Annotated in this window: 24 protein-coding genes and 1 pseudogene; 15 read left to right on the forward strand and 10 right to left on the reverse strand. The window is 52.7% G+C overall.

All coding sequences use genetic code 11. From position 1 onward, the window contains the following. Positions 1–113: 113 nt before the first annotated feature. A complete protein-coding gene (gene bioH, locus AC6R0R_RS18380) occupies positions 114–968 on the reverse strand; it encodes a pimeloyl-ACP methyl ester esterase BioH (protein ID WP_500627777.1) in 855 nt (284 codons plus the stop codon). Between the two features lie 243 nt (positions 969–1,211). Between bioH and AC6R0R_RS18385 the strand changes: the two genes are divergently transcribed. The 5 genes from AC6R0R_RS18385 to cysQ all read left to right on the forward strand — a co-directional run bounded on the left by AC6R0R_RS18385 (position 1,212) and on the right by cysQ (position 4,163). Beyond that, positions 1,212–1,415, forward strand: coding sequence for a hypothetical protein (locus AC6R0R_RS18385; RefSeq protein WP_500627778.1), 204 nt, complete (start codon positions 1,212–1,214; stop codon positions 1,413–1,415). Next, positions 1,372–1,896, forward strand: coding sequence for a ComF family protein (locus AC6R0R_RS18390; protein WP_500627779.1), 525 nt, complete (start codon positions 1,372–1,374; stop codon positions 1,894–1,896). The genes AC6R0R_RS18385 and AC6R0R_RS18390 overlap by 44 nt, the downstream gene beginning before the upstream one ends. Positions 1,897–1,975: 79 nt before the next feature. Next, positions 1,976–2,563, forward strand: coding sequence for a Fe-S biogenesis protein NfuA (nfuA, locus tag AC6R0R_RS18395; protein ID WP_500627780.1), 588 nt, complete (start codon positions 1,976–1,978; stop codon positions 2,561–2,563). Positions 2,564–2,735: 172 nt separating this feature from the next. Beyond that, entirely contained in the window at positions 2,736–3,278 is a 543-nt protein-coding gene (gene nudE / locus AC6R0R_RS18400; RefSeq protein WP_334554899.1) for an ADP compounds hydrolase NudE, read from the forward strand. A 57-nt stretch (positions 3,279–3,335) separates the two neighbouring features. After that, positions 3,336–4,163: a 3'(2'),5'-bisphosphate nucleotidase CysQ gene (cysQ, locus tag AC6R0R_RS18405; RefSeq protein ID WP_334554897.1), complete on the forward strand. Its 828-nt coding sequence runs from the start codon at positions 3,336–3,338 to the stop codon at positions 4,161–4,163. Positions 4,164–4,350: 187 nt separating this feature from the next. Here the strand turns inward: cysQ and recG are convergent, their stop codons facing one another. The 5 genes from recG to gmk all read right to left on the reverse strand — a co-directional run bounded on the left by recG (position 4,351) and on the right by gmk (position 10,476). Next, positions 4,351–6,429: an ATP-dependent DNA helicase RecG gene (gene recG / locus AC6R0R_RS18410; protein ID WP_500627781.1), complete on the reverse strand. Its 2,079-nt coding sequence runs from the start codon at positions 6,427–6,429 to the stop codon at positions 4,351–4,353. Positions 6,430–6,577: 148 nt separating this feature from the next. After that, positions 6,578–7,261 carry a tRNA (guanosine(18)-2'-O)-methyltransferase TrmH gene (gene trmH / locus AC6R0R_RS18415; RefSeq protein WP_500627782.1) on the reverse strand — a complete coding sequence of 228 codons (684 nt, stop codon included), beginning with the start codon at positions 7,259–7,261 and terminating at the stop codon, positions 6,578–6,580. Between the two features lie 92 nt (positions 7,262–7,353). Further along, on the reverse strand, positions 7,354–9,474 hold the full coding sequence (gene spoT / locus AC6R0R_RS18420) for a bifunctional GTP diphosphokinase/guanosine-3',5'-bis pyrophosphate 3'-pyrophosphohydrolase (protein ID WP_500627783.1): 2,121 nt from the start codon (positions 9,472–9,474) through the stop codon (positions 7,354–7,356). A gap of 32 nt (positions 9,475–9,506) precedes the next feature. Next, positions 9,507–9,779, reverse strand: a complete 273-nt coding sequence (gene rpoZ / locus AC6R0R_RS18425) for a DNA-directed RNA polymerase subunit omega (RefSeq protein ID WP_487903057.1) — start codon at positions 9,777–9,779, stop codon at positions 9,507–9,509. A gap of 76 nt (positions 9,780–9,855) precedes the next feature. Then, positions 9,856–10,476: a guanylate kinase gene (gene gmk / locus AC6R0R_RS18430; protein WP_334554887.1), complete on the reverse strand. Its 621-nt coding sequence runs from the start codon at positions 10,474–10,476 to the stop codon at positions 9,856–9,858. 463 nt (positions 10,477–10,939) lie between these two features. Here gmk and AC6R0R_RS18435 point away from each other — a divergent pair, with 463 nt between their 5' ends. The 4 genes and pseudogenes from AC6R0R_RS18435 to AC6R0R_RS18450 all read left to right on the forward strand — a co-directional run. Continuing rightward, positions 10,940–12,310 carry an NCS2 family permease gene (locus tag AC6R0R_RS18435; RefSeq protein WP_500627784.1) on the forward strand — a complete coding sequence of 457 codons (1,371 nt, stop codon included), beginning with the start codon at positions 10,940–10,942 and terminating at the stop codon, positions 12,308–12,310. Positions 12,311–12,431: 121 nt separating this feature from the next. Further along, positions 12,432–12,584 carry a hypothetical protein gene (locus AC6R0R_RS18440; RefSeq protein WP_500627785.1) on the forward strand — a complete coding sequence of 51 codons (153 nt, stop codon included), beginning with the start codon at positions 12,432–12,434 and terminating at the stop codon, positions 12,582–12,584. A gap of 148 nt (positions 12,585–12,732) precedes the next feature. Beyond that, positions 12,733–13,044, forward strand: a complete 312-nt coding sequence (locus AC6R0R_RS18445) for a helix-turn-helix domain-containing protein (protein ID WP_500627786.1) — start codon at positions 12,733–12,735, stop codon at positions 13,042–13,044. Further along, positions 13,037–13,342, forward strand: a pseudogene (locus AC6R0R_RS18450) (HipA N-terminal domain-containing protein); the annotation flags it as partial. The gene AC6R0R_RS18445 and the pseudogene AC6R0R_RS18450, both read left to right, overlap by 8 nt. 251 nt (positions 13,343–13,593) lie before the next feature. On the opposite strand, the gene AC6R0R_RS18455 reads toward AC6R0R_RS18450, so the two are convergent. Then, positions 13,594–14,460: a YicC/YloC family endoribonuclease gene (locus AC6R0R_RS18455; protein WP_500627787.1), complete on the reverse strand. Its 867-nt coding sequence runs from the start codon at positions 14,458–14,460 to the stop codon at positions 13,594–13,596. A 229-nt stretch (positions 14,461–14,689) separates the two neighbouring features. Between AC6R0R_RS18455 and rph the strand changes: the two genes are divergently transcribed. Both rph and pyrE read left to right on the forward strand, forming a co-directional pair. Beyond that, positions 14,690–15,406: a ribonuclease PH gene (rph, locus tag AC6R0R_RS18460; RefSeq protein WP_487903852.1), complete on the forward strand. Its 717-nt coding sequence runs from the start codon at positions 14,690–14,692 to the stop codon at positions 15,404–15,406. Positions 15,407–15,544: 138 nt separating this feature from the next. After that, positions 15,545–16,186 (forward strand): orotate phosphoribosyltransferase, encoded by a 642-nt coding sequence (pyrE, locus tag AC6R0R_RS18465; protein WP_500627788.1) that lies wholly within the window; start codon positions 15,545–15,547, stop codon positions 16,184–16,186. Between the two features lie 79 nt (positions 16,187–16,265). Here pyrE and AC6R0R_RS18470 read toward each other — a convergent pair whose 3' ends face one another. From AC6R0R_RS18470 to coaBC, 3 genes are all read right to left on the reverse strand, one after another. Beyond that, positions 16,266–17,219, reverse strand: a complete 954-nt coding sequence (locus AC6R0R_RS18470) for a Kdo(2)-lipid IV(A) acyltransferase (protein WP_500627789.1) — start codon at positions 17,217–17,219, stop codon at positions 16,266–16,268. Positions 17,220–17,222: 3 nt separating this feature from the next. After that, positions 17,223–17,813 (reverse strand): nucleoid occlusion factor SlmA, encoded by a 591-nt coding sequence (gene slmA / locus AC6R0R_RS18475; RefSeq protein ID WP_500627790.1) that lies wholly within the window; start codon positions 17,811–17,813, stop codon positions 17,223–17,225. A gap of 147 nt (positions 17,814–17,960) precedes the next feature. Beyond that, positions 17,961–19,175: a bifunctional phosphopantothenoylcysteine decarboxylase/phosphopantothenate--cysteine ligase CoaBC gene (gene coaBC, locus AC6R0R_RS18480; protein WP_500627791.1), complete on the reverse strand. Its 1,215-nt coding sequence runs from the start codon at positions 19,173–19,175 to the stop codon at positions 17,961–17,963. A gap of 337 nt (positions 19,176–19,512) precedes the next feature. Between coaBC and radC the strand changes: the two genes are divergently transcribed. The 4 genes from radC (at position 19,513) to rpmG (ending at position 21,376) form a co-directional block, all read left to right on the forward strand. Continuing rightward, the gene (radC, locus tag AC6R0R_RS18485) at positions 19,513–20,199 is read left to right on the forward strand and encodes a RadC family protein (RefSeq protein WP_500627792.1); all 687 of its coding nucleotides are present in this window, start codon (positions 19,513–19,515) and stop codon (positions 20,197–20,199) included. Positions 20,200–20,256: 57 nt separating this feature from the next. Further along, positions 20,257–20,607, forward strand: a complete 351-nt coding sequence (locus AC6R0R_RS18490) for a four helix bundle protein (protein ID WP_500627793.1) — start codon at positions 20,257–20,259, stop codon at positions 20,605–20,607. 348 nt (positions 20,608–20,955) lie between these two features. Beyond that, positions 20,956–21,192, forward strand: coding sequence for a 50S ribosomal protein L28 (gene rpmB, locus AC6R0R_RS18495; protein WP_334554869.1), 237 nt, complete (start codon positions 20,956–20,958; stop codon positions 21,190–21,192). A gap of 13 nt (positions 21,193–21,205) precedes the next feature. Further along, positions 21,206–21,376, forward strand: a complete 171-nt coding sequence (gene rpmG, locus AC6R0R_RS18500) for a 50S ribosomal protein L33 (RefSeq protein ID WP_260260108.1) — start codon at positions 21,206–21,208, stop codon at positions 21,374–21,376. The last annotated feature ends 171 nt before the right edge of the window (positions 21,377–21,547 follow it).

A 21,547-nucleotide genomic window follows, 5' to 3' on the forward strand; every position in this document is an offset into this window, starting at 1 on the left:
GACGTCAGGAATTCGGTATTTGTTTTTCCAGTCACTGACTTCTAGGAACTAGGAACTTGTTTTTTCTAGGCACTTCTTTTTCTAGGAACTAGGCACTTCTTTTTTCTAGGAACTTACCCCACCCACTCTTTTATGATTTGGCAGAAGTGGTCGAACTCGGTGATAAAGGGCGCGTGTGAGGAGGCGGTGAAGAGGTGGCTGGTGCTGTGTGGCATCAGGGCGCTGACGTCTTTGGCCACTTTGGCGGGTACTAGACCATCGAGTCGGCCGTACAGGCGCAGTGTGGGTTGTGAGATCGCCGCGAGCTGGTGGCGGTAGTCGCAGTCGGCGAGTAAGGTGAGCCCGGTCATCAGGGCGTCTGGATTGGGCGCAGGGCGTGAGAGCACGGCGTGTTTTAACGTCTTGATGTCTTGTCTGGCTGAAGGGCTGCCCATCGCTTGCAGCGCCATAAAACGCTCGATGGTGAGGGCGAAATCGTCCGCCAACTGCTGGCTAAATTGGCTCAACACCTTAGGGGCAATCCCGCGCCACAGCGAGCGGGATGGGGTTTGGCTCGGCGTTTGAGACGCCTCACTATGCGCTAAGGTGCGTTCGCCCGCTTCAAACTTGGGCGAGCTGGCGACGGTGATAAGCTTGCTCACCCGATCTGGGTGGTGCAGCGCAATATGGGTCGCCAATAAACCGCCTAGTGACCAACCCAGCCACACCGCATGTGCGGGTGCGTCAACCAGCACTTGCTGCGCCAAATGCGCCATATCGGTAAAGTCATGCTGACTGCTGTGACCAAACCCGGGTAAATCGACCACATGAACATGGTAGTGCGTCGACAGCGCCGTAGCGGTTTGTTGCCAGACCGCGCCATTCATCCCCCAACCGTGGACCAAGACAAGACTCTGACCCCTCGGATCGCCAAAAGATTGCCAAAATAACCCTTCGTTTGTCGTCTCAATGTCTCGCACTTTTTTCATCCTTATGGTTGGGGGTGGAGGGGGATAATGGGGGTAGAGGGGAGTGCCTAGTTCCTAGTTCCTAGAAGTCCACCCTCTAGGAACTAGGAACTTCCTTTTCTAGGAACTGACTTCTAGGAACTAGGCACTTCTTTTCTCTAGGAACTGACCTCTAGAAACTTACCCCAAGAATATTGAGGATCAGGCTTTGGGTAAAGGATTAATCAGGGCAAAGTATTGGCTTGCCCCCCACTACTGCGAACTGTGTCAGCTACCCATATCGGCCCACTCGTCGTCGCTGGGGGTATCATCACCGCCAACTCGTTGGCTGTGTTCGGCGTGTCAGGTTTGGCTGGCGCCAAAGCCGCGGTGTGGGTGTTGCGGGTTGGTGCTGTGTCATGCCGAGGCGCAGTGTGGCGAGTGTTTGGCATCGCCGCCGGCTTGGTCACGCTTGGTGTGTGTCGGTGACTACACGCCGCCTTTGTCTCACTACGTGCACAAACTGAAGTATGAGCGCCAATTTTGGCAGGCTGATAAGCTGGCAGAGTTGCTCGCGGCGCGTATAGGCCAAGAGGCTGAGGCGGCGCCCCTGCTGACCTCAGTGCCGCTGCACTGGCGGCGCTGGCTCTATCGCGGCTTTAATCAGAGTGAGCAATTGGCGCAGGCGTTAGCGCGGCGGCTGACGGTGATCTATCAGCCATTGTTTCGCCGGGTCCGCCACAGCGCCGCGCAGCAGGGGCTGTCTAAACGTGAGCGGCGGCGCAACTTACAAGGGGTGTTTGAGTTTCGCCTTGATGGGCTGGAGGCTGATCATGTCGCGATAGTGGATGATGTGGTGACCACGGGCGAAACCGTCTCACAATTGGCTCGACTCCTGCTTGAAGTGGGGGTAAAAAGGGTGGATATTTACGCTCTATGCCGCACTCCCGAACCGGATGATGAGAGTTAAGGTCAACGGCTTGCATTGCCAAGGGGGCGAGGAGTAGAATGGTGAACAAATAGCCTACAAAATTACTCAGGTATTCGTCGTGTCAAAACCTATTATTATTACAGAAACCGCACAAAAGCACTTTGCTAACCTACTGGGTCAGCAACCCGAGGGCACCAATATTCGCGTGTTCGTCGTTAATCCGGGCACTCAAAACGCCGAGTGTGGGGTTTCTTACTGTCCACCAGAAGCGGTCGAAGCGACCGATACGGAACTGGCTTTCGAAGGCTTTTCGGCTTACGTGGATGAGCTGAGCTTGCCTTTCCTTGAAGACGCTGAAATCGACTTTGTGACCGATAAAATGGGCTCTCAGCTGACGCTCAAAGCGCCAAACGCGAAAATGCGTAAAGTGTCGGACGATGCGCCGCTCGTAGAACGCGTTGAGTACGTGATTCAAACGCAAGTGAACCCGCAACTCGCCGGGCACGGTGGTCATGTCAATCTGGTGGAAATCACTGAAGCAGGCGTGGCTATTGTGGCGTTTGGCGGCGGCTGTAACGGCTGTTCTATGGTCGATGTGACGCTGAAAGAAGGTATCGAGAAGCAGCTTCTGCAAGAGTTTGCGGGTGAGTTGTCGGCCGTACGTGATGCGACTGAGCACGATCGCGGCGAGCACTCTTACTACTAATTCTGACAACGTTATTGATAGGCATCCTTCGGGGTGCCTTTTTTATATCGAAAGTGCGCCTATTTGGGCTCAATATTTTCGCGCGGTTTTTCTCAATCGATCCTAGGATCTTCGCGGTGATTCCCCTATATTAATGATTATTATTCATTTCCCCCAGTGATGGAGTAAGCGCGTGGCGAAACAGACGCCGCCAGAGATTCTGGCAAAAAACACCGTGGCGAAGTCCAAATTGTTTGCGATAGAAGCGCTCGACTTGCGCTTTAGCAATGGCGAAACCCGTACGTATGAGCGTATGAAGCCCAGTGGTCGAAACGCGGTGATGATGGTGCCCATCACAGAGCAAGGGGATCTGTTGTTGGTTCGAGAGTACGCGGCCGGTACGGAACGCTACGAATTGGGGTTCCCCAAAGGGCTGATTGACCCGGGTGAGTCCGCCAGTGAAGCGGCCTGCCGAGAGCTGAAAGAAGAAATTGGTATGGGCGCGCGTACCTTAATTCCCCTTAAAGAGGTGGTGTTAGCGCCGTCCTACTTCTCGAGCCGCATGACCCTGTTTATTGCCAAGGATCTCTATCCTGAACAGTTGCAAGGGGACGAACCGGAACCATTGGAAGTGATTCGCTGGCCGTTGGCGCAAGCGGATGAGCTTCTTACGCATCTTGATTTTTGTGAAGCGCGAAGCATTACGGCGTTGCTATTAGCACTGCGCCATTCTTAGCACTGCGTTATGAGCGAGCGGGATACGGCCTCCCGCGTGCGCCAAGGATTTGCCATTATGCCTAAAACCCAAGACCTGTCTCATCATCTCCCCGCGGTGATCGATATTGCGCGCTCTGCCGGGCAATTGATCCTCGATATTTATGAGAAGAAAGAGTACCAAGAGTACACCAAGAGCGACGAAACGCCGGTCACCAGTGCTGACATCGCCGCGCACAAATTGATTGTCGAAAAGCTCTCTGAATTGACGCCGGATATTCCGGTACTGTCAGAAGAAGCGGCGGACATCAGCTTGTCAAAACGCGCAGAGTGGGACAAATATTGGCTGGTCGACCCACTCGATGGAACGCAGGAGTTCATTGCGCGCAGCGGTGATTTCGCCACCATCATTGCCCTTATCGACAACAATCAGCCGGTGATGGGCGTGGTGTATGGGCCGGTCTCTGGGGTCACGTATTACGCTTACCAAGGCAAAGGGGCATGGAAAATCCCCGACATGAGTGAAAGCGTGCGCATCAAAACTCACCAGCATGATGGCAAAGCGTACCCGATTGCGATTGCGATCAGCCGCAGGCAGAACATCAACCGCATCACCTCCCGCATGAGTAGCCAGTGGAATTATGACCTAGTCCCACTCGGCTCTGCCGCACTGAAAGCGTGTTTGGTGGCCGAAGGCGCGGTCGATTGCTACTTGCGACTCGGGCCAACCGGCGAATGGGACACCGCCGCCACCCAGTGCATCGTCCAAGAAGCTGGAGGACGCATTCTCAGCACCCACCTCGAACCCCTTTCCTACAATGAGCGCGAGACGCTCGAGAACCCCAATTTTATCGTCCTCGGCGATGAAGCACTGCCGTGGGATAAGATATTGAAGGTGAAGGGGTGAGGAAGTTCCTAGTACCTAGTTTCTAGTTCCTAGAGGGGGAAGTTCCTAGTGCCTAGTTTCTAGTTCCTAGAGGGCGGACTTCTAGGAACTAGGGACTTCGTTTTCTAGGCTCTTACTTCCAGCAGCTAGACACTTGTTTTCTCAGTGCTTACTTCTAGGAACTAGGAACTTATTTTCTAGGAACTAATCACGCCTTTGCGTAAATATCACGCTCGCCCAACCACCGCTCTATGATCGCTTGGGTGTGGTCAGGGTAGTTGAGATGCAGGTAGCGCGCGATGCGTTGTACTTCGGGGACGAGGCGTTGATCGCGGATCAGATCGGCAATCTTAAAATCGGCCATGCCGGTTTGTTTGGTGCCGAGCAGCTCGCCTGGGCCGCGAATTTCGAGATCGCGCTGGGCTATCACAAAGCCATCGTTGCTTTCTCTCAGTACACCTAATCGCTTTTGCGCCGTTTTAGACAGCGGCGCGTGATACAAGAGCACACAATGGCTCGCGACCGAGCCTCGTCCGACACGGCCACGTAACTGGTGAAGCTGGGCAAGGCCGAGGCGTTCTGGGTTTTCAATGATCATCAAGCTGGCATTGGGAACATCGACCCCAACTTCTATCACCGTCGTGGCGACCAACAAGTGAAGTTGATTGTCTTTAAACGCCTGCATCACCGCCTGCTTCTCGGCCGGCTTCATTCGCCCGTGGACTAAACCAATCTTGAGGTCCGCCAGCGTGCGCTGTAACTCCTCTGCGGTATCGGCGGCGGCTTGCGCCTCGAGCACTTCCGACTCATCAATCAAGGTACACACCCAATACGCTTGCTTGCCCTCGTTTAGGCAGGCGTGACGTACGCGTTCAACAATGGTGTCGCGTTTGGTGTCTGGAATGGCGACGGTTTGAATCGGTGTACGACCGGGGGGAAGCTCATCGATGACGGAGGTTTCAAGGTCAGCGTATGCCGTCATGGCGAGGGTGCGCGGAATGGGCGTCGCCGTCATGATCAGTTGATGCGGATACGCGCCCTGCTGCTCGCCTTTTTCACGCAGCTCCAGCCGCTGGTGGACACCAAAGCGGTGTTGCTCATCGATGATCACTAGGGCTAACTGAGAAAAATTGACCTGTTCTTGGAACAGCGCATGGGTGCCGACCACCATCTGCGCCTCGCCTGAGGCAATGCGCTCGAGTTGGGTCTGCTTGGCTTTGCCTTTGAGCTTGCCCGCCAGCCAGCCAACTTGAATGCCCATTGGCTCAAACCATTGGCTAAAGTTTAATGCGTGCTGCTCTGCCAGCAGTTCGGTCGGTGCCATCAAAGCCACTTGTTTGCCTTGCTCCAAGGCGCGCACGGCGGCCAGTGCCGCGACCAAGGTCTTGCCTGAGCCGACATCCCCTTGCACTAAGCGCATCATCGGGTGCGGTTTGGCGAGATCGCTCTCAATTTCTTCTACGACTCGGCGCTGAGCATTCGTCGGCGAGAACGGCAGGGCGTCCAATAGCTGTTGTTTCAGCGTTTGACTCGGCCCCAGCGCGATCGCCGCCTCTTTTTGCCCTTGGCTGCGCACCGCGAGCATCGATAGGTTTTGCGCCAGCAGCTCTTCCATGATGAGGCGCACTTGCGCCGGGTGTTTACCCTCATCAAACTGTTCCAGATTGATGTCCGGTGGTGGGCGATGAATGGTGTGCAGCGCTTGATTAAGGGTAATCTGGCTATCATAGAGCCCGGCAGGGAGCAGCTCTTGCATCGCCGATTTATCGAGCAATGCGAGCGCTTGTTCTGTCAGGTTACGCAGGGTGAGTTGACGCAGGCCATCGGTGGTCGGGTAGACGGGCGTTAAACTCGGCTCCGTCTCAGCAGGTTGCTGCGGCGTGTAAAACTTGTAATCCGGATGGACAATCTCTAACCCGTAGCTGCCGCGTTTGATTTCCCCATAAGCATGCACCGTTTTGCCTTCCGCGAATTGATTTTTCATCCCAGCGGTGAAGTTAAAAAAGCGCAGTGTGAGGGTGCCGTTGCCATCACTGAGTTTGACCGCCAACATTTTGCGCTTGCCAAACAAGGTATCGACACTCATCACCTTGCCCTGCACCGCCGCCCATAGCCCAGCGTGCAGTTTAACAATGGGGTAGACCCGAGTGCGATCTTCATAGCGCAGCGGTAAGTGAAACAGTAAATCCTGCACCGACAGCAGCCCGACTTTGGCCAATTTCTCTGCCACTTTCGCCCCGACACCCGCCAGAGAGGTCAGTGGAATAGCCGACAAAAGTTGGGACATAGCTTCGCTCACGCAATGATTAATGATGGGGATAGTTAAGCATTTATCTGTATTTTTGTACAGTGGAGAGGGGGAGTTCCTAGTGCCTAGTTCCTAGTTCCTAGAAATTCCGTCCTCTAGGCACTAGGAACTAGAAACTAGGCACTACCTACCTACTCTGCATCTGCGCCCACCACTCTTTATCCGCGACGATTTGGCCTTGCTCGTCGAGAGGAGGGTAAGGGAGCTGTTTGCGTTTGGCGACTTTGGCGAGCACGGGGTGGCCGCGCTCAAAGAGGATGCGGTGGATGGTCTCGGCGGGTAGGGCGCTTTGTGCGTTGTCGTACATGCCGGCGGCTTGGCGTTGGCGCTGGGCTTCATAAAGAATCACTGCGCTGGCGACCGAGACATTGAGCGATTGTACCATACCGACCATAGGGATGATGATGTCTTGATCGGCGAGCGCTTTGGCTTGCTCTGACGCGCCGATTTTTTCACTGCCGAGGATCACCGCCGTCGGTTTGGTGTAATCAATCTGACGAAAATCGACCGCCGTCTCTGAGAGGTTGGTGACCAGTACTTGCATGCCTTGACGTTTGAGCTCACCCATCGCGTCTTCGATGGTGTCGTGCGTTTCCACTTCCACCCAGTTACGCGCGCCCGCCGACGTGTGGCTTAAGGTGCGCATTTTATCAGGCCAAACCGCGTGCACTTTGTGAATGCCGGTGGCGTCGGCGCTGCGGATCACCGCCGAGACGTTATTGGGCTTGTGGACTTCTTCGAGGCAAAGGGTCAAATCCGCTTGGCGCGCTTTTAACACTTCTTGAATGCGTTGGTAACGTTCTAAATTCATGGTGTTAGGGCTTAGTTGATAAAGAATATGGTGATCAAAAATGGATGATAAAGAAAGCGGCCCTAAAGACCGCTTTCTGATTTGGATGGGGATCAGTACTTTCTACGTCGCACTTTGAGCGTGTGCGGCATGGCTTTAATCTTGCGCATGATGCCCGCTAAGTGGACACGATCTTTGGTGGTGAGCACCACCGTCACTGTGTACAAACGCCCGTCCCGCTCTTCGGTAGAGAGACCGTGAATGTTGGAGCCGGTTTTTGAAATGACGTTGGTCAGCTCAGCAAGGGCACCTTGACGGTTTTGCACATCGACACGCAGCTCAGCGATAAACTCTTGATCGTAATCGTCTGACCACTCCACCGCCATGTACTTATCTGGCTCTTTTTCGTGGTTGCGCACATTCGGGCACGTCTCACGATGCACCACCAATCCTCGACCCGGAGAGACGTGAGCAATGATGTGATCGTCCGGAATCGGATGACAACAGTTGGCAAACGTCAGCAAGATGCCTTCTGCGCCGCGGATCGGCAGCTTCTTCTTCGGCTTGCCGTCGGTGTTGATGACTTCGGTGAGCTCATCGGCGTCGCCAAGCAGTCTGCGGGCGATGACAATACTCATCAACTCACCCAAACCGATAGCGGCGAGCAGATCATTGAGGGATTTGATTTTCAGATCGCTCAAGACGTGATTGATGTTCTCTTCATTGATGTCGGAAACCGACAAATCACCCAAGGCGTGATTGAGCAAACGACGGCCAAGGGTAATCGACTCTTCACGGCGCATGGTTTTCAGCACTTGACGAATCTTGGTGCGCGCACGTGAGGTCACGACGTAGTTGAGCCATGCGGCATTCGGACGCGCGCCCGGTGCGCTGATGATCTCAATCGTCTGGCCGTTTTTCAGCGCTTTGCTGAGAGGGTAAGGGTTGCGATCGACGCGCGCGCCGACACAGGTGTTGCCGACATCGGTATGCACGGCATACGCAAAATCGACCGCAGTGGCGCCGACAGGCAGCTCCACGATGCGACCTTTAGGGGTGAAGACGTAAATCTCATCTGGGAAGAGATCCGATTTGACGTTTTCAATAAATTCGAACGAGTTGCCCGCGCTTTGCTGGAGCTCAAGCAGGCTCTGCATCCAGCGCTGCGCTTTAACTTGCGCGGTGGTGCCGGTACGCTCGCCATTGCCTTTGTAAGACCAGTGCGCTGCGACCCCTTTGTCCGCCATTTGATCCATATCTTCGGTGCGAATTTGCACTTCGACAGGCACCCCGTGTGGGCCGACCATCGAGGTATGCAAAGACTGATAACCGTTCGCTTTCGGCACCGCAATGTAATCTTTCATACGCCCCGGGCGAGGCTTGTAGAGCGAGTGCACTTGGCCCAGTACGCGATAGCAGGTGTCAGCGGTGTCCACCACCACACGAAACGCGTAGATGTCCATAATGGTGTGAAAGCGCTGCTCTTTGGTCTTCATCTTGTTGTAGATGGAGAAGAGGTTTTTCTCACGCCCCACCACACGCGCAGACAGACCCACTTCTTCCAGTCGGCCTTCAATTTCGGTGTGGATGCGTTGAATCATCTCTTTACGGTTACCCCGAGCGGCCTTGACGACCTCTTTTAACACGCGATAGCGGTTAGGGTAGAGCGCTTCAAAACCGAGCTCTTCCAGTTCGGTTTTAATATTATGGATACCCAAGCGATGCGCCAAGGGTGAGTAGATTTCGAGAGTTTCGCGTGCGATGCGACGCTTTTTATCTGGGCGCAGTGCGCCGAGCGTGCGCATGTTGTGCGTGCGGTCTGCCAGTTTGATCAAAATGACGCGGATGTCTTGCACCATCGCAAGTACCATCTTACGAAAGTTCTCAGCCTGGGCTTCCTTGCGATCACGAAACTTGAGCTTATCCAGCTTGGAGACGCCATCGACCAGCTCTGCAACGGTGTTGCCAAACTTCTCTTCTAGCTGCTCTTTGGTGACATCACAATCTTCGATGACATCGTGCAAAAGGGCGGCTTGGAGGGTTTCAATATCCAGGCGCATTTCCGCCAAGATACGAGCAACAGCAACAGGGTGGATGATGTATGGTTCCCCGCTTGAGCGGGTTTGCCCTTCATGGGCATCTTTCGCTACCACATAAGATTGACGCAGAGCCTCAATTTGAGGCTCTGTTAGGTATTCTTGGGCAACGTCTTTGAGGCTATCGAATAGATACAAATTTTAGGCCCGGCAGAGTGTGATGAAGAGGATTATCGACCGTGAGCAATGCTGCTAACAGCGGCAAGTTCAGCGGCTTCTTGCTCTTGCTGCTCTTGACGCTCACGCGCATCTAGGATCTCTTTTGTGATAAGGCTTTCTTCGATTTCGCGCAGAGCGATAACCGTTGGCTTATCGTTCTCTTCTGGCACCAGTGAATCTTTGCCGCCAGTTTGCATTTGACGAGCGCGGCGAGCCGCAATGAGAACTAGGTCGAAACGGTTGCCAACTTTTTCAACAGCGTCTTGAACAGTTACGCGTGCCATAAGGACTCCAAATAGTTAACTAAAATTTTGTATGACGAGAAATTATACAAGATCTCGTAGAGAATAGTCTAGATTCTTATTTCAACAACGCATCCAGCATGCCTTTGTACTTGAGGGCTTGCTTATCTTGCTTGAGGCGTTCGGCGCGAATGATGGCTTTAAAGTCCATCAGCGCGTTATCGAAATCATCATTGATGATCACGTAGTCGTATTCGTTGTAGTGAGAAATTTCCGATTTCGCTTCCGCCATGCGTTTTGCGATCACCGCTTCACTGTCTTGGCCGCGCGCGTTCAAACGGCGTTCCAACTCACCGTTTGACGGTGGCAGGATGAACAAGCTCTTAGCTTGTGGCATTTGCTCACGAATTTGGCGTGCGCCTTGCCAGTCAATGTCGAGGAAGACGTCGATGCCTTTATCGAGGTTTTGCTCAATCCACGGGCGAGAGGTGCCGTAGTAGTTGCCAAACACTTCCGCGTATTCCAAAAACGCACCTTGTTCGATCAGCGCTTCAAACTGCTCTTTTTGCACAAAGTGGTAGTGCACGCCATCTTGCTCACCCGGGCGCATGCCACGTGTCGTGTGCGATACGGACACTTTCATTGCGTAGGTAGGGTTGGTTTCCAGCATGGCTGAAATCAAGCTCGATTTACCCGCGCCGCTGGGCGCAGAAACAATGTATAGGGTGCCTTTGGCCATAAGGTTACGTCCACCATAAGATTCGATGTATTAAAGATAGCACTGACCGCGGGCATAACGTCAGTCAAGAGCGCGATTTCTCTCAACCTCGGTGGCGAAAATTCGGCCAGAAAAAGGGAGGCGAAGAGTAGCATGGATCGGGGGGAGTGACTAGGGGGAGGTGGGTAAGGGTTGATGGGTAAGGGGTGGTAGGTAATGGGTTAGGGGTAATGGGTATTAGGTTGGGGGAATGTTCTTGACATGGTCCTGTCATCCATCAAAATTTCACCACCCACCACCCACCACCCACCACCCACCACCCACCACCCACCACCCACCACCCACCACCCACCACCCACTTTTTCCAAACCAGTTGAAATCCGTTCCCATCTCATTACAATTCGCGCAAACGTTTGGCTTGTTGCGGGCATTGCTGCTGGCGATGGGCTATGGCCCTCTTATTTATCTATCGATAGGTTGTATTGTGAGTTCTGACACTGCACTTCCTCGCTCAGCCAACGCTGGGTGGCTTGAATCCACTTTTCATATCTCTGCGCGCAAATCGACCCTAGGCACGGAGCTGTACGCTGGGTTTATTACTTTTTTGGCGATGAGTTACATCTTGGCGGTTAACCCCGCGATTTTGGGTGACATCCCAGGCATGGATCGCGGCGCGATTTTTACCGCCACAGCACTGGCGGCGGCGGTAGCCACGCTGATCATGGGCGTGTTTGGTAACTACCCAGTCATGCTGGCGCCAGGCATGAGCATGAACGGCTTCTTCAAAGGCATGCTGCTGAGCGGCTCGGTGGCGTTGGTGTGGCACGAAGCGCTGCTGGGGATCTTCTTCTCTGGTGTGCTCTATCTGATTTTGTCGATGACCCATATTCGCAAGGCGATGATTGAGTCTATTCCAGAAGATCTCAAATTGGCGATTACCGTATCGCTTGGTCTGTTTATCGCCTTTTTGGGCTTGAAAAACGCTGGCATTATCGTCTCGAACCCGATCATCTTGGTCAGCATGGGCAAAATCAATGATCCGCAAGTGATCATTGCCTACATCAGTATCTTTATTGCGCTCGGCTGCATGATTCGTGACATCAAGCTGGCGACCTTTATCTCGTTTGTATCGGCGATTGTGTTGACCGTTGTGGCTGACTGGATGCTAGGGACGCAAAACGCCCCCATCCCAGAGAGCCTAGTGGCTGCGCCGCCAAGCCTGTCGGGCAGCGTTGGCGCCATCTTCAATTTCTCTGGGCTGACGGCCGACAAGCTATTTGATCTGCTGTTTATTGTGGTGATTTTCTTGATTGTCGATTTCTTTGATGGCCTCAGCACCATTGTCGGCGTAGGCCGCGATGCGGGCATCATCGACAAAGATGGCAAAGTGCCCAATGCGCGCTCGGCGCTGGTTGCGGACGCAGGCGGCACCGTGATTGGCTCTGTGCTCGGTACGACTTCAGTCACCGCGTTCTCAGAATCGGGCATTGCCTCTGCGCAAGGCGCGAAAACAGGTCTGGCTGCGGTGGTGGTTGCGGGGCTCTTCTTGGTGTCACTGTTCCTATACCCGCTCTTTTCCATCTTCTCTGCGGCCATGGTCGCCCCGGCGATGGTGGTGGTCGGCATCTACATGATTGGTCGCCTTGGCCAAATCCGCTGGGAGCAAAAAGAGTCTCGCATCGCGGCGTTTTTCACCATCATGTTCACCGTACTGAGCTTCTCACCGGCCAACGGCATGGCGATGGGCTTTATCAGCTACGCCTTTAGCATGGTGGTAGCAGGCAAAGCCAAGCAGGTTCACCCAGTCATTTATGTGCTGTCTGGGCTGTTTATGGCGTATTTGGTGCTTTTATAATTGCGGAAATGTTGCTTTTATAATTACTGAAATATGAGCGGTAACAGTGATACGAAAGGGCGGTGGATACCGCCCTTTCTCATGTGCCTCGATCTGCGCTTGATAACGCAGCGCATGCTCCTTGGCGCTAAAGTCATTGCTCACGCCTTGCAGCGCCATCAAACGCGTGCCGCACCGCCCCGTCAAACACGCCATGAAGCTGACGACACTTGAAGCGCTCGACAACGCTGCGGAGTTCACAGGGTTGCAGAGTGTTTACGGGCAGGCGTTGTGAGTGGATGACCTAAAAGATCGATTATCTATAACTGCACATCAAAGGTGGTAGATGATATATAATAACTAATCATTCTTGTGCTAGCGGGATTGTGGTGATATGTTTTTGTATATAACTATTCCTAATTGATGCATTAAGGTATATCGAAATGAGCTATGTAGCAGAGCAGATACTAGACAGTCTTCGAGAAGCTCGGGTACGAAAGGGGTTTAGCCAGAGAGAGTTAAGTGCTCGTTCGGGGGTACCTCAAAGCCATATTTCGAAAATCGAGTCTGGCGGCGTTGATTTAAGAATATCCAGTTTAATTGCACTTGCCCGTGTACTCGAGCTAGAGCTATTGGTTGCGCCTAAAAAGTCCATTCCTGCCATCAAGTCAATCATTCGAAGCAGCCAAGGGATCAGCGACGAAGGTGAGGTAATGTCGCCCGCATATCAGTTAGAGGAAGACGACGATGACTAATTATGTGTCTACGCTCAACGTGTTGCTCTACGGAGAACCTATCGCAACGATCACCAACGTAGGCAATGATAGAACGCTTTTTGCTTTTATGGATTCGTACATTCATGACGAATCGCGGCCAGTGTTGGGGCTGGGTTTTAAAGATTCGCTAGGTGGCTTGCTGACTCACTTTAAACCGACCCAAACCAAGTTAACGCCGTTTTTCTCTAACCTTTTGCCAGAAGAAACCATGCGTCATTACCTGGCAGAGCGTGCCGGAGTGAACCCCGCGCGAGAATTTTTTCTATTGTGGGTGTTAGATACTGCCAAGCAAACCGTGGCAGGCTTTCATGAAATCTGGGCGAAAGAAAAAGCGCATTTACCGCTCACCAAGTCGATGATTGAAGCCATTGAAACACATTTGCGACGCATACCGCTCCGCTAAAATGAGAACCTATGCGTACAAAAATGCAGTGGTGTCAGTCAAAGCCCTGTATTTTCAATGCTCTTCACAAGGTAATGCAGGGCTTTCATGACGCTCTTGGACGGGTACCTTTCTACTTAGAAGCCTTATTCAATATTCTGGATCTGCTCTCTCATCTGCTCAATCAACACTTTCAACTCGACCCCGGATGCAGTGATGTCGGTGCTGATCGACTTCGACGCGAGTGTGTTTGACTCGCGGTTGAACTCTTGCATCATAAAGTCGAGGCGTCGGCCGCAGGCGCCGCCTTTTTTGAGGATGTTGTTGGTCTCTTTGACGTGAGAGTCGAGGCGATCGAGCTCTTCTGCCACATCGGATTTTTGCGCGAGGAGGATAAGCTCTTGCTCAACGCGGGAAGGGTCGAGCTCGACTTTGGCGTCTTCAAATTTGGCGAACAGGCGCTCACGTTGCCACTCAAGGATCTCGGGCATGCGAGCGCGCACGCGAGTCACTTCTTGTGAGATGGCGTCTAGGCGCTGGGTGATGAGCGCTTTCATGTTGTCGCCTTCGCGGCCGCGAGCGTCAATGAAATCACTCAGTGCACTATCAAAGGCGGCTAACAGGTCTTTGTTGACCGCGTCCATGTCCTGCTCTGGAGTCTCCATCACGCCTGGCCACTGCATCACTTGGAACGGGTTGATGCGGCTCAGTTCGCCGGTCATGTGCATCACTTGCTCAGCGGCTTTGATAACTTGATTGGCGAGGGTTTCATTGATGGTCAGCTCACCTTTGGCGGCGGGGTTGGCTTCAAAACGCAGGCTACACTCCACTTTACCGCGCGCTAGACGCTTGCGAAAGCGTTCACGAAGTAGCGGCTCTAGGCCACGAAATTGCTCAGGTAGGCGGAAGTAGGTTTCCAAATAACGTTGGTTAACGCTGCGGATCTCCCACACGGCACTGCCCCAATCGCCTTTGGCTTCGCTGCGCGCGTAGGCCGTCATGCTATAAATCATCGAATTTTCCTATCTATTTATCTGTGAAAATAACGCAGGGAGAGGATAGCAGAAGGTGGGGGGGAGTTCCTAGTGACTAGTTCCTAGTTCCTAGAGGGGTGATGGGTGGTGGGTGATGGGTGATGGGGAGAGGGGTGTGAAGGGGTGAATGGCGGTGGTGGTGAGGGGGTGTTTTGTGCTAGACTCTGGGCCCAATTCTACCGTCATCAAGTCAACAAAGGTAATGCCCATGCGTCCCAATGATCGCAAGGCGGATCAAATTCGCCCAATTAAAATTACTCGCAACTATACCGCTTATGCAGAAGGTTCTGTGTTGGTCGAGTTCGGCAATACCAAAGTGCTGTGTAACGCCACGGTTGAAGAGAGTGTGCCGCGTTGGCTAAAAGGCCAAGGTAAAGGCTGGGTGACGGCCGAGTACGGCATGCTGCCGCGTTCGACACACTCACGCATGCGTCGTGAAGCCTCAAGCGGTAAGCAAGGTGGCCGCACGATGGAAATTCAACGCCTGATTGCGCGCAGCTTACGTGCCGTGGTGGATTTAGAAGCGATGGGTGAGTTTATGATCACCGTTGACTGTGATGTGATTCAAGCCGATGGCGGCACGCGCACGGCGTCTATTTCTGGTGCCAGTGTGGCGCTAGCGGATGCCTTCACTCACTTGATCAATAAAGGCAAACTGAAAAAGAACCCGATGAAAGGCCACGTGGCCGCGGTGTCGGTAGGCTTGCTGGGTGAAGAGGTATTGTGCGACTTGGAGTACGTCGAAGACTCTGCCGCAGACACCGATATGAACGTCGTGATGACTGAAGATGGCCGCATGATCGAAGTGCAAGGCACCGCCGAAGGTGAACCGTTCACCCACGAGCAACTGATGGTCTTGCTTGAGTCGGCCAAGGTCGGCATTGCTGATATTGTCGCCGCGCAAAAAGCAGCCCTAGCAGATTGATTGATAGCTCCCATAGATGGGGGCTATTTTTTTGTCCTCTTTCTATAGAGAACACTGTTTATCCTTAAATATTTATCCCCTTCTTCTAGGAACTAGGCACTAGGAACTAGCCACTAGAACAACCATCGAGAGAAAATAATGAAAGCATACCAGCGTGAATTTATTGAGTTTGCACTTGAGAAACAAGTTCTTAAGTTTGGTGAGTTTACTTTGAAATCTGGCCGTAAGAGCCCATACTTCTTTAACGCTGGTCTTTTCAATACCGGTCGTGATTTGGCGCGCTTAGGGCGTTTTTACGCCGCAGCGCTAGCAGACTCTGGCATCGAGTTTGATGTGCTGTTTGGCCCTGCGTACAAAGGCATCCCGATCGCAACCACCACGGCGGTGGCACTGGCGGATCACCACGACATCGACACGCCTTACTGCTTTAACCGTAAAGAAGCGAAAACCCACGGTGAGGGCGGCAACTTAGTCGGCAGCCCACTGGAAGGTCGCATTATGTTGGTGGACGATGTGATCACCGCTGGCACCGCGATTCGTGAATCGATGGAAATTATCCAAGCAAGCGGCGCCGCACTGGCGGGCGTCTTGGTGGCGATTGACCGCCAAGAAAAGGGCAAAGGCGAGCTCTCTGCGATTCAAGAAGTCGAGCGCGACTTTGGTTGCGCGGTGATCTCCATCGTCAGCCTTGGCGATTTGGTGACGTACTTGGAAGAGCAAGGCGACGCGGCAGAGCACCTCGCCGCCGTGAAAGCGTACCGCGCGGAGTATGGGATTTAAGTGCCTAGTTTCTAGTGGCAAGTTCCTAGAGGGGATTGGCCACTATTTACTTATTTATTTACTTATGGCGTATTCCGCTTTACTTGTACCGTACGCCTTTCTCTGCGTTTTCGTCTTGCATGGTTTTGTAGCGTTTGTGTAGCCACATCCATTGCTCTGGGGCGCGGAGGATTACCTCTTCCACGTGGCGGTTCATGTAGGCGGCGGCCGCGACTTCGTCTTTTTGTGGGTAGTCTTTCTCTACCGATTTGTTGGCGATGATCTCATAGCGCCCGTCGTCATTGCGAAAGCCTGAACCCATTACAATCGCCGCTTTACTGGTGTACGCCAAGATGCTGGTGCCTGTAGTAGTGCAGGCATCAGGCACCGCAAAAAAGGGCACAAACACCGATTTGTTACGGCCGTAGTCATGATCCGGTAAGTAAAACAGCCGCTCACCACTGCGCATGACGCGAATCATCTGTTTGAGATCTTTTCTGTCGATCAAAACGTTACCGTTGTGCGAGCGACCCCAGTGCTGAATAAAGTTGTATGCAGGATTATTGTGCGGGCGAAACGCGCCATAGCCGCCCAGCCCTAGTACCGCAAACGCGCGCGCGGTGATCTCTAGATTGAGTGCATGGACGCAGCACAGCAGCACGCCCTGTTTCTGTTCATTGTATTGATGCAGCAATTCGACATCTTTCGCCACGATTCTGCGCTTAAAGCGCCAGGTGGGCCAAAACCAAGTGATGCCGGTTTCAATCAGCGCGAGACCGGTGTTTTTGAAGTTCTCCTCGACCATCGCTTCAATTTCATCTTGCGCCTTATCCGGGAAGGCGAGCTCAAGATTGCGCTTGGCAACATGAACGCGTTTTTTGCCTAAACGCATGCCGAGTTTGCCGAGCCCTCGGCCGAGTGCATAAAGCAGTCGATACGGTAGCAGGTTAACCACTATCGCCAGCAAGCCAAAGCCAAGCCAAACGCCCCAATGGCGCGGGTGAAGCAAAGACCAAGAAAACTTGGGTGGCTGGTGTTTATCGTTGGTTGTCATGAATTAATCCAATTGCGCACTGAGCAGTGCCCAGTACTCGTCAAAGTTTGCGGTGGGGTGGTACTTAAAATCAGAGCGCACAAAGCGGTTCAAGCTGCCTTCGACTTGGCCAAGCAGTTGCGCGGCGAGGATCATTTCATCCACAGGAAAGGCTTTCCCTTCACGCAGTTTACGCTCACGCAGGATCTGACGCAGTGAGGTTTCAATGCGCTCATACAACTGGTTGATGCGATCGCGCAGGCGCTCATTTTCAAACATCAATGCATGGCCAGACAAAATTCGGCTCAGCCCCGGGTTGCGCTCGGCAAACGCGAGAATGAGCTGCAACACCAAACGCAGACGCGTCAGGGTGTCTTTCTCTTCATCCAAAATACGATTGATGCGAGACATTAAAGACTCTTCAATAAACTCGATCAAGCCCTCAAACATGCGCGCTTTGCTGGGAAAGTGGCGATACAAGGCCGCTTCAGACACGCCGACTTGTTTGGCGAGTTTGGCGGTGGTGATACGTGAGGCGCCGTCACTGGATTCCAGCATTTCGGCAAGGGCTTGCAATATTTCGTCGCGGCGGTTGGTTTTTTTTGTTCCTGCCATGAACCTCTTCCTTTTTTATAACCACAGTTTATAAGAACTGTCACACGAGGGGCGCAGCGCTCAGAGGGGCTGAAAACGCAAAGCGCACACCGAGTGCGAGCGCGGCTGGGGCTCAACCAACCGCGTTGTCTGATGAATAGGTTGAAATCACTCGCTGGTTGGCGCGAGTTTGTCATTAATAATGGTGAGGATCTGCGTTGCGATATCCTGTTTGGACGCAAGCGTAAGTGATTGCTCACCCTCTTTCCAGTATACGGTGATAGCGTTGTCGTTGCTATTAAACCCTTGCCCCGCGACTGAGACATCGTTAGCACAAATGAGATCGAGGTTTTTCTTAACCAACTTGCTTTTTGCGTAGTGGGCGACGTCCTGCGTTTCGGCGGCAAAGCCAACAGTAAAAGGTCGATGCTCATTCAGCGCCGCGACACTGGCAACAATGTCGGGGTTTTTCACCATCTCAATCGACATCGCATCGCTTTGGTCGGTTTTTTTGATTTTCTGCGTGGCAACCTGATGAGGACGATAGTCGGCCACCGCGGCGCAGCCAATAAAGACATCGTGTGAGCGAGCATGCTCAAGTGCCGCGTCGTACATCTCTTGCGCGCTTTGCACGTCTATACGGGTAACGCCGCTCGGCGTTGAGAGCGAAACAGGGCCAGCGATGAGCGTCACGCGGGCACCGAGCGCCGCTGCCTCGCTGGCCAGCGCAAAGCCCATTTTGCCTGAGCTGTGGTTAGAGATATATCGCACCGGATCAATCGCCTCACGGGTCGGGCCCGCGGTGATGAGCACAGAGCGCCCCGCCAGCGGTTTAGGGCCAAAAAATTGCTCGCAGCGCTCAACCAGTTGCATCGGCTCTAACATGCGCCCCGGGCCGACGTCGCCACACGCTTGCTCGCCGGCAGCGGGGCCCCAAATCATCATGCCGCGACGCGACAGGGTGGCGATGTTTTCTTGTGTGGCGAGGTTGCGATACATCTGCTGATTCATCGCGGGTGAGACAGCCACTGGCGCATCGGTCGCCAGCACGAGAGTGGTCAGAAGATCATTGCCCATGCCCGCCGCCATGCGCGCAATCAAATCCGCCGTAGCGGGCGCGAGCAGAACCAAATCAGCCCATTTGGCGAGCTCAATATGGCCCATAGAGGCTTCGGCGGCTGGGTCTAGCAAGCTCTCTGACACCGGACGTCCAGAGACCGCCTGCATGGTCAGCGGGGTAATAAACTCTTTCGCGGCTGGCGTCATCACCACCTGGACGGTCGCGCCACGTTCACTGAGTCTGCGCGTCAAATCCGCACATTTGTACGCGGCGATACCACCGCTGATACCTAAAAGGATCTTTTTACCTGCGAGTGTTTGCATGATGATCTTCCTTAAAAATTCTTGGCGTAAGATAGCACGCCGCGTGTCACTAGGCGAGTTGACCCCATCCCTCTACGTCCTATCCCTCTGGGCCCTATCCAGCTGTGGTACCTCAAAGCGTCATACCTTAAGTAGTAGTACCTGAAACAGTAGTACCTGAAATAGTCGTCTCTCAAACAGTGTTGCTTTGCCCGAGTGGTTAATGAGTAACGTCTCAATTACATAGAAAGAGGAAACCGCTCGAATCTTCACGCTTTTTTGCCCAGTCAACCTGAGAGATTTGATTACGCTTGGCGTGACAGATGAGCAATGTGGAGCAAACCGTGAGCCGATATCTATGACAGTGCCGTTACCAAAATCTCCGTTACCAAAATCGTCAATGCCGCGTGAGAAACTGCTTTCTCATGGCCCTCAAGCGTTAACCGATGCAGAGCTGGTGGCGATTTTTCTGCGCACCGGCACGCAAGAGAGGAATGTCATTGCGCTTTCTGACTATTTATTAGCGGAATTTGGCTCGCTGCGTGGGCTGTTCTCCGCCGATCTCGAGCAGTTTTGCGCGCACAAAGGACTAGGGGTGGCCAAATACGTGCAGCTTCAAGCCGTACTGGAGATGACGCAGCGTTATCTCAGTGAAACGCTCAAACGGGGCGACGCGTTGACCAGCCCGGAGCAAACCAAGCTTTATCTCTCCGGTGTGCTGCGTGACAAACAGCGTGAAGAGTTCTACGTGCTCTTTCTCGATAACCAACATCGAGTGATCCGCGGGGAGTCGTTATTTCAAGGCACCATCGACGCTGCCTATGTCTACCCGCGAGAGGTGGTCAAGCGCGCACTTGAGCTTAATGCCGCTGCGCTGATTTTGGCACACAATCACCCTTCAGGTGTGGCAGAACCTAGTCAATCTGATCGCCGAATTACCCGGCGCATTAGTGATGCGCTTGCTCTGGTTGATATTCGCGTGCTGGATCATTTTGTCATTGGCGATGGCGACATTGTTTCCTTTGCCGAAAGGGGGTGGATGTGAGAGGAGAGGGGCGAGTTTCTAGTTCCTAGTTCCTAGTTTCTAGAGGGGAGGGTGAGAGTGGATTTTGAACGGCTGAAGGTGTGGCAGAAGAGCATGTTGATATGTGAGCGTGTTCATGAGTTGTTTCGTATAAGCAATGAGTTTGCCTTGAAGGATCAAATTTTCCGTTCTGCTCTATCCATACCATCTAATATTGCTGAAGGTGAAGAGCGCTTTTCAGCGAAAGAGGCGATTCGGTTCTTGTATATAGCCAAGGGCTCTGCTGGTGAGCTATTAACACAGCTTATCTTGTCTCACAGGCTCGGCATTATTGAGACCAGGGATTTTACGCAATTGGAGGCTTCCATCAGAGAGGTAAGCAAGATGATAGCAGGCTTGATTAGAAGCAAATCAGGCGCGCTTAGGTAACGAATTATTTTCTAGGAACTAGGCACTAGGCACTAGGCACTCTTTCTTTCTGTGATTTTGTTTAACTTTTAGTTGTCCACCCCCCGAATTCTGCTACAATCCCCCGACATTTTTTGAACTATTATCAGCTCTGCCTAAAAAAGATCACGAAAACCTGTAAAAAGGATCTGTTCGGGTCTTGAGCAATGCTACTCAAGTTAGTATAATGCGCGACCTTTGATAGCCTTGTATGGGTTTCCATAGCGGTATAAGACCTCGAAATTCTTTTGAGAATAGCTTCTTTGAGAACTAGAGAGGTTCGGCCACCAAGGTTGATATCGAGCTGAAACGATTTTGGAGAAGACATTCATGTCACGAGTATGCCAAGTAACTGGTAAGCGTCCAGTAACGGGTAACAACCGTTCACACGCACGCAATGCTACTAAGCGTCGTTTTCTGCCGAACCTACAAACTCATCGTTTCTGGGTAGAGAGCGAAAAACGTTTTGTTAAACTACGCCTATCTGCAAAAGGTATGCGCATCATCGACAAGAAAGGTATTGATACCGTTCTTGCTGATATCCGTGCAAACGGCGAAAACGTTTAAGAGGAAATAGACAATGGCAAAGAAAGGCGTACGTGAGAAAATCCGTCTAGTATCTTCTGCTGATACTGGTCACTTCTACACGACTGATAAGAACAAGCGTAACATGCCTGGCAAATTCGAGATCAAAAAGTTTGATCCTGTAGTTCGCAAGCACGTTATGTACAAAGAAGCGAAAATCAAGTAATTGATGCTTTTTTGAGTTCCCACTGGGAACCGTGAATAGAAACCCAATCATAGCAATATGGTTGGGTTTTTTATTGGGTTTGAGTTCCTAGAGGCGAGTGCCTAGTTCCTAGAGGGTGGAAGAGTTGAGTTCCTAGAGACGATGTAGTGGTCAACTAAAACTGGCCACGGT

This window comes from Vibrio sp. R12-SW3-ISO1 (genome assembly GCF_059834005.1).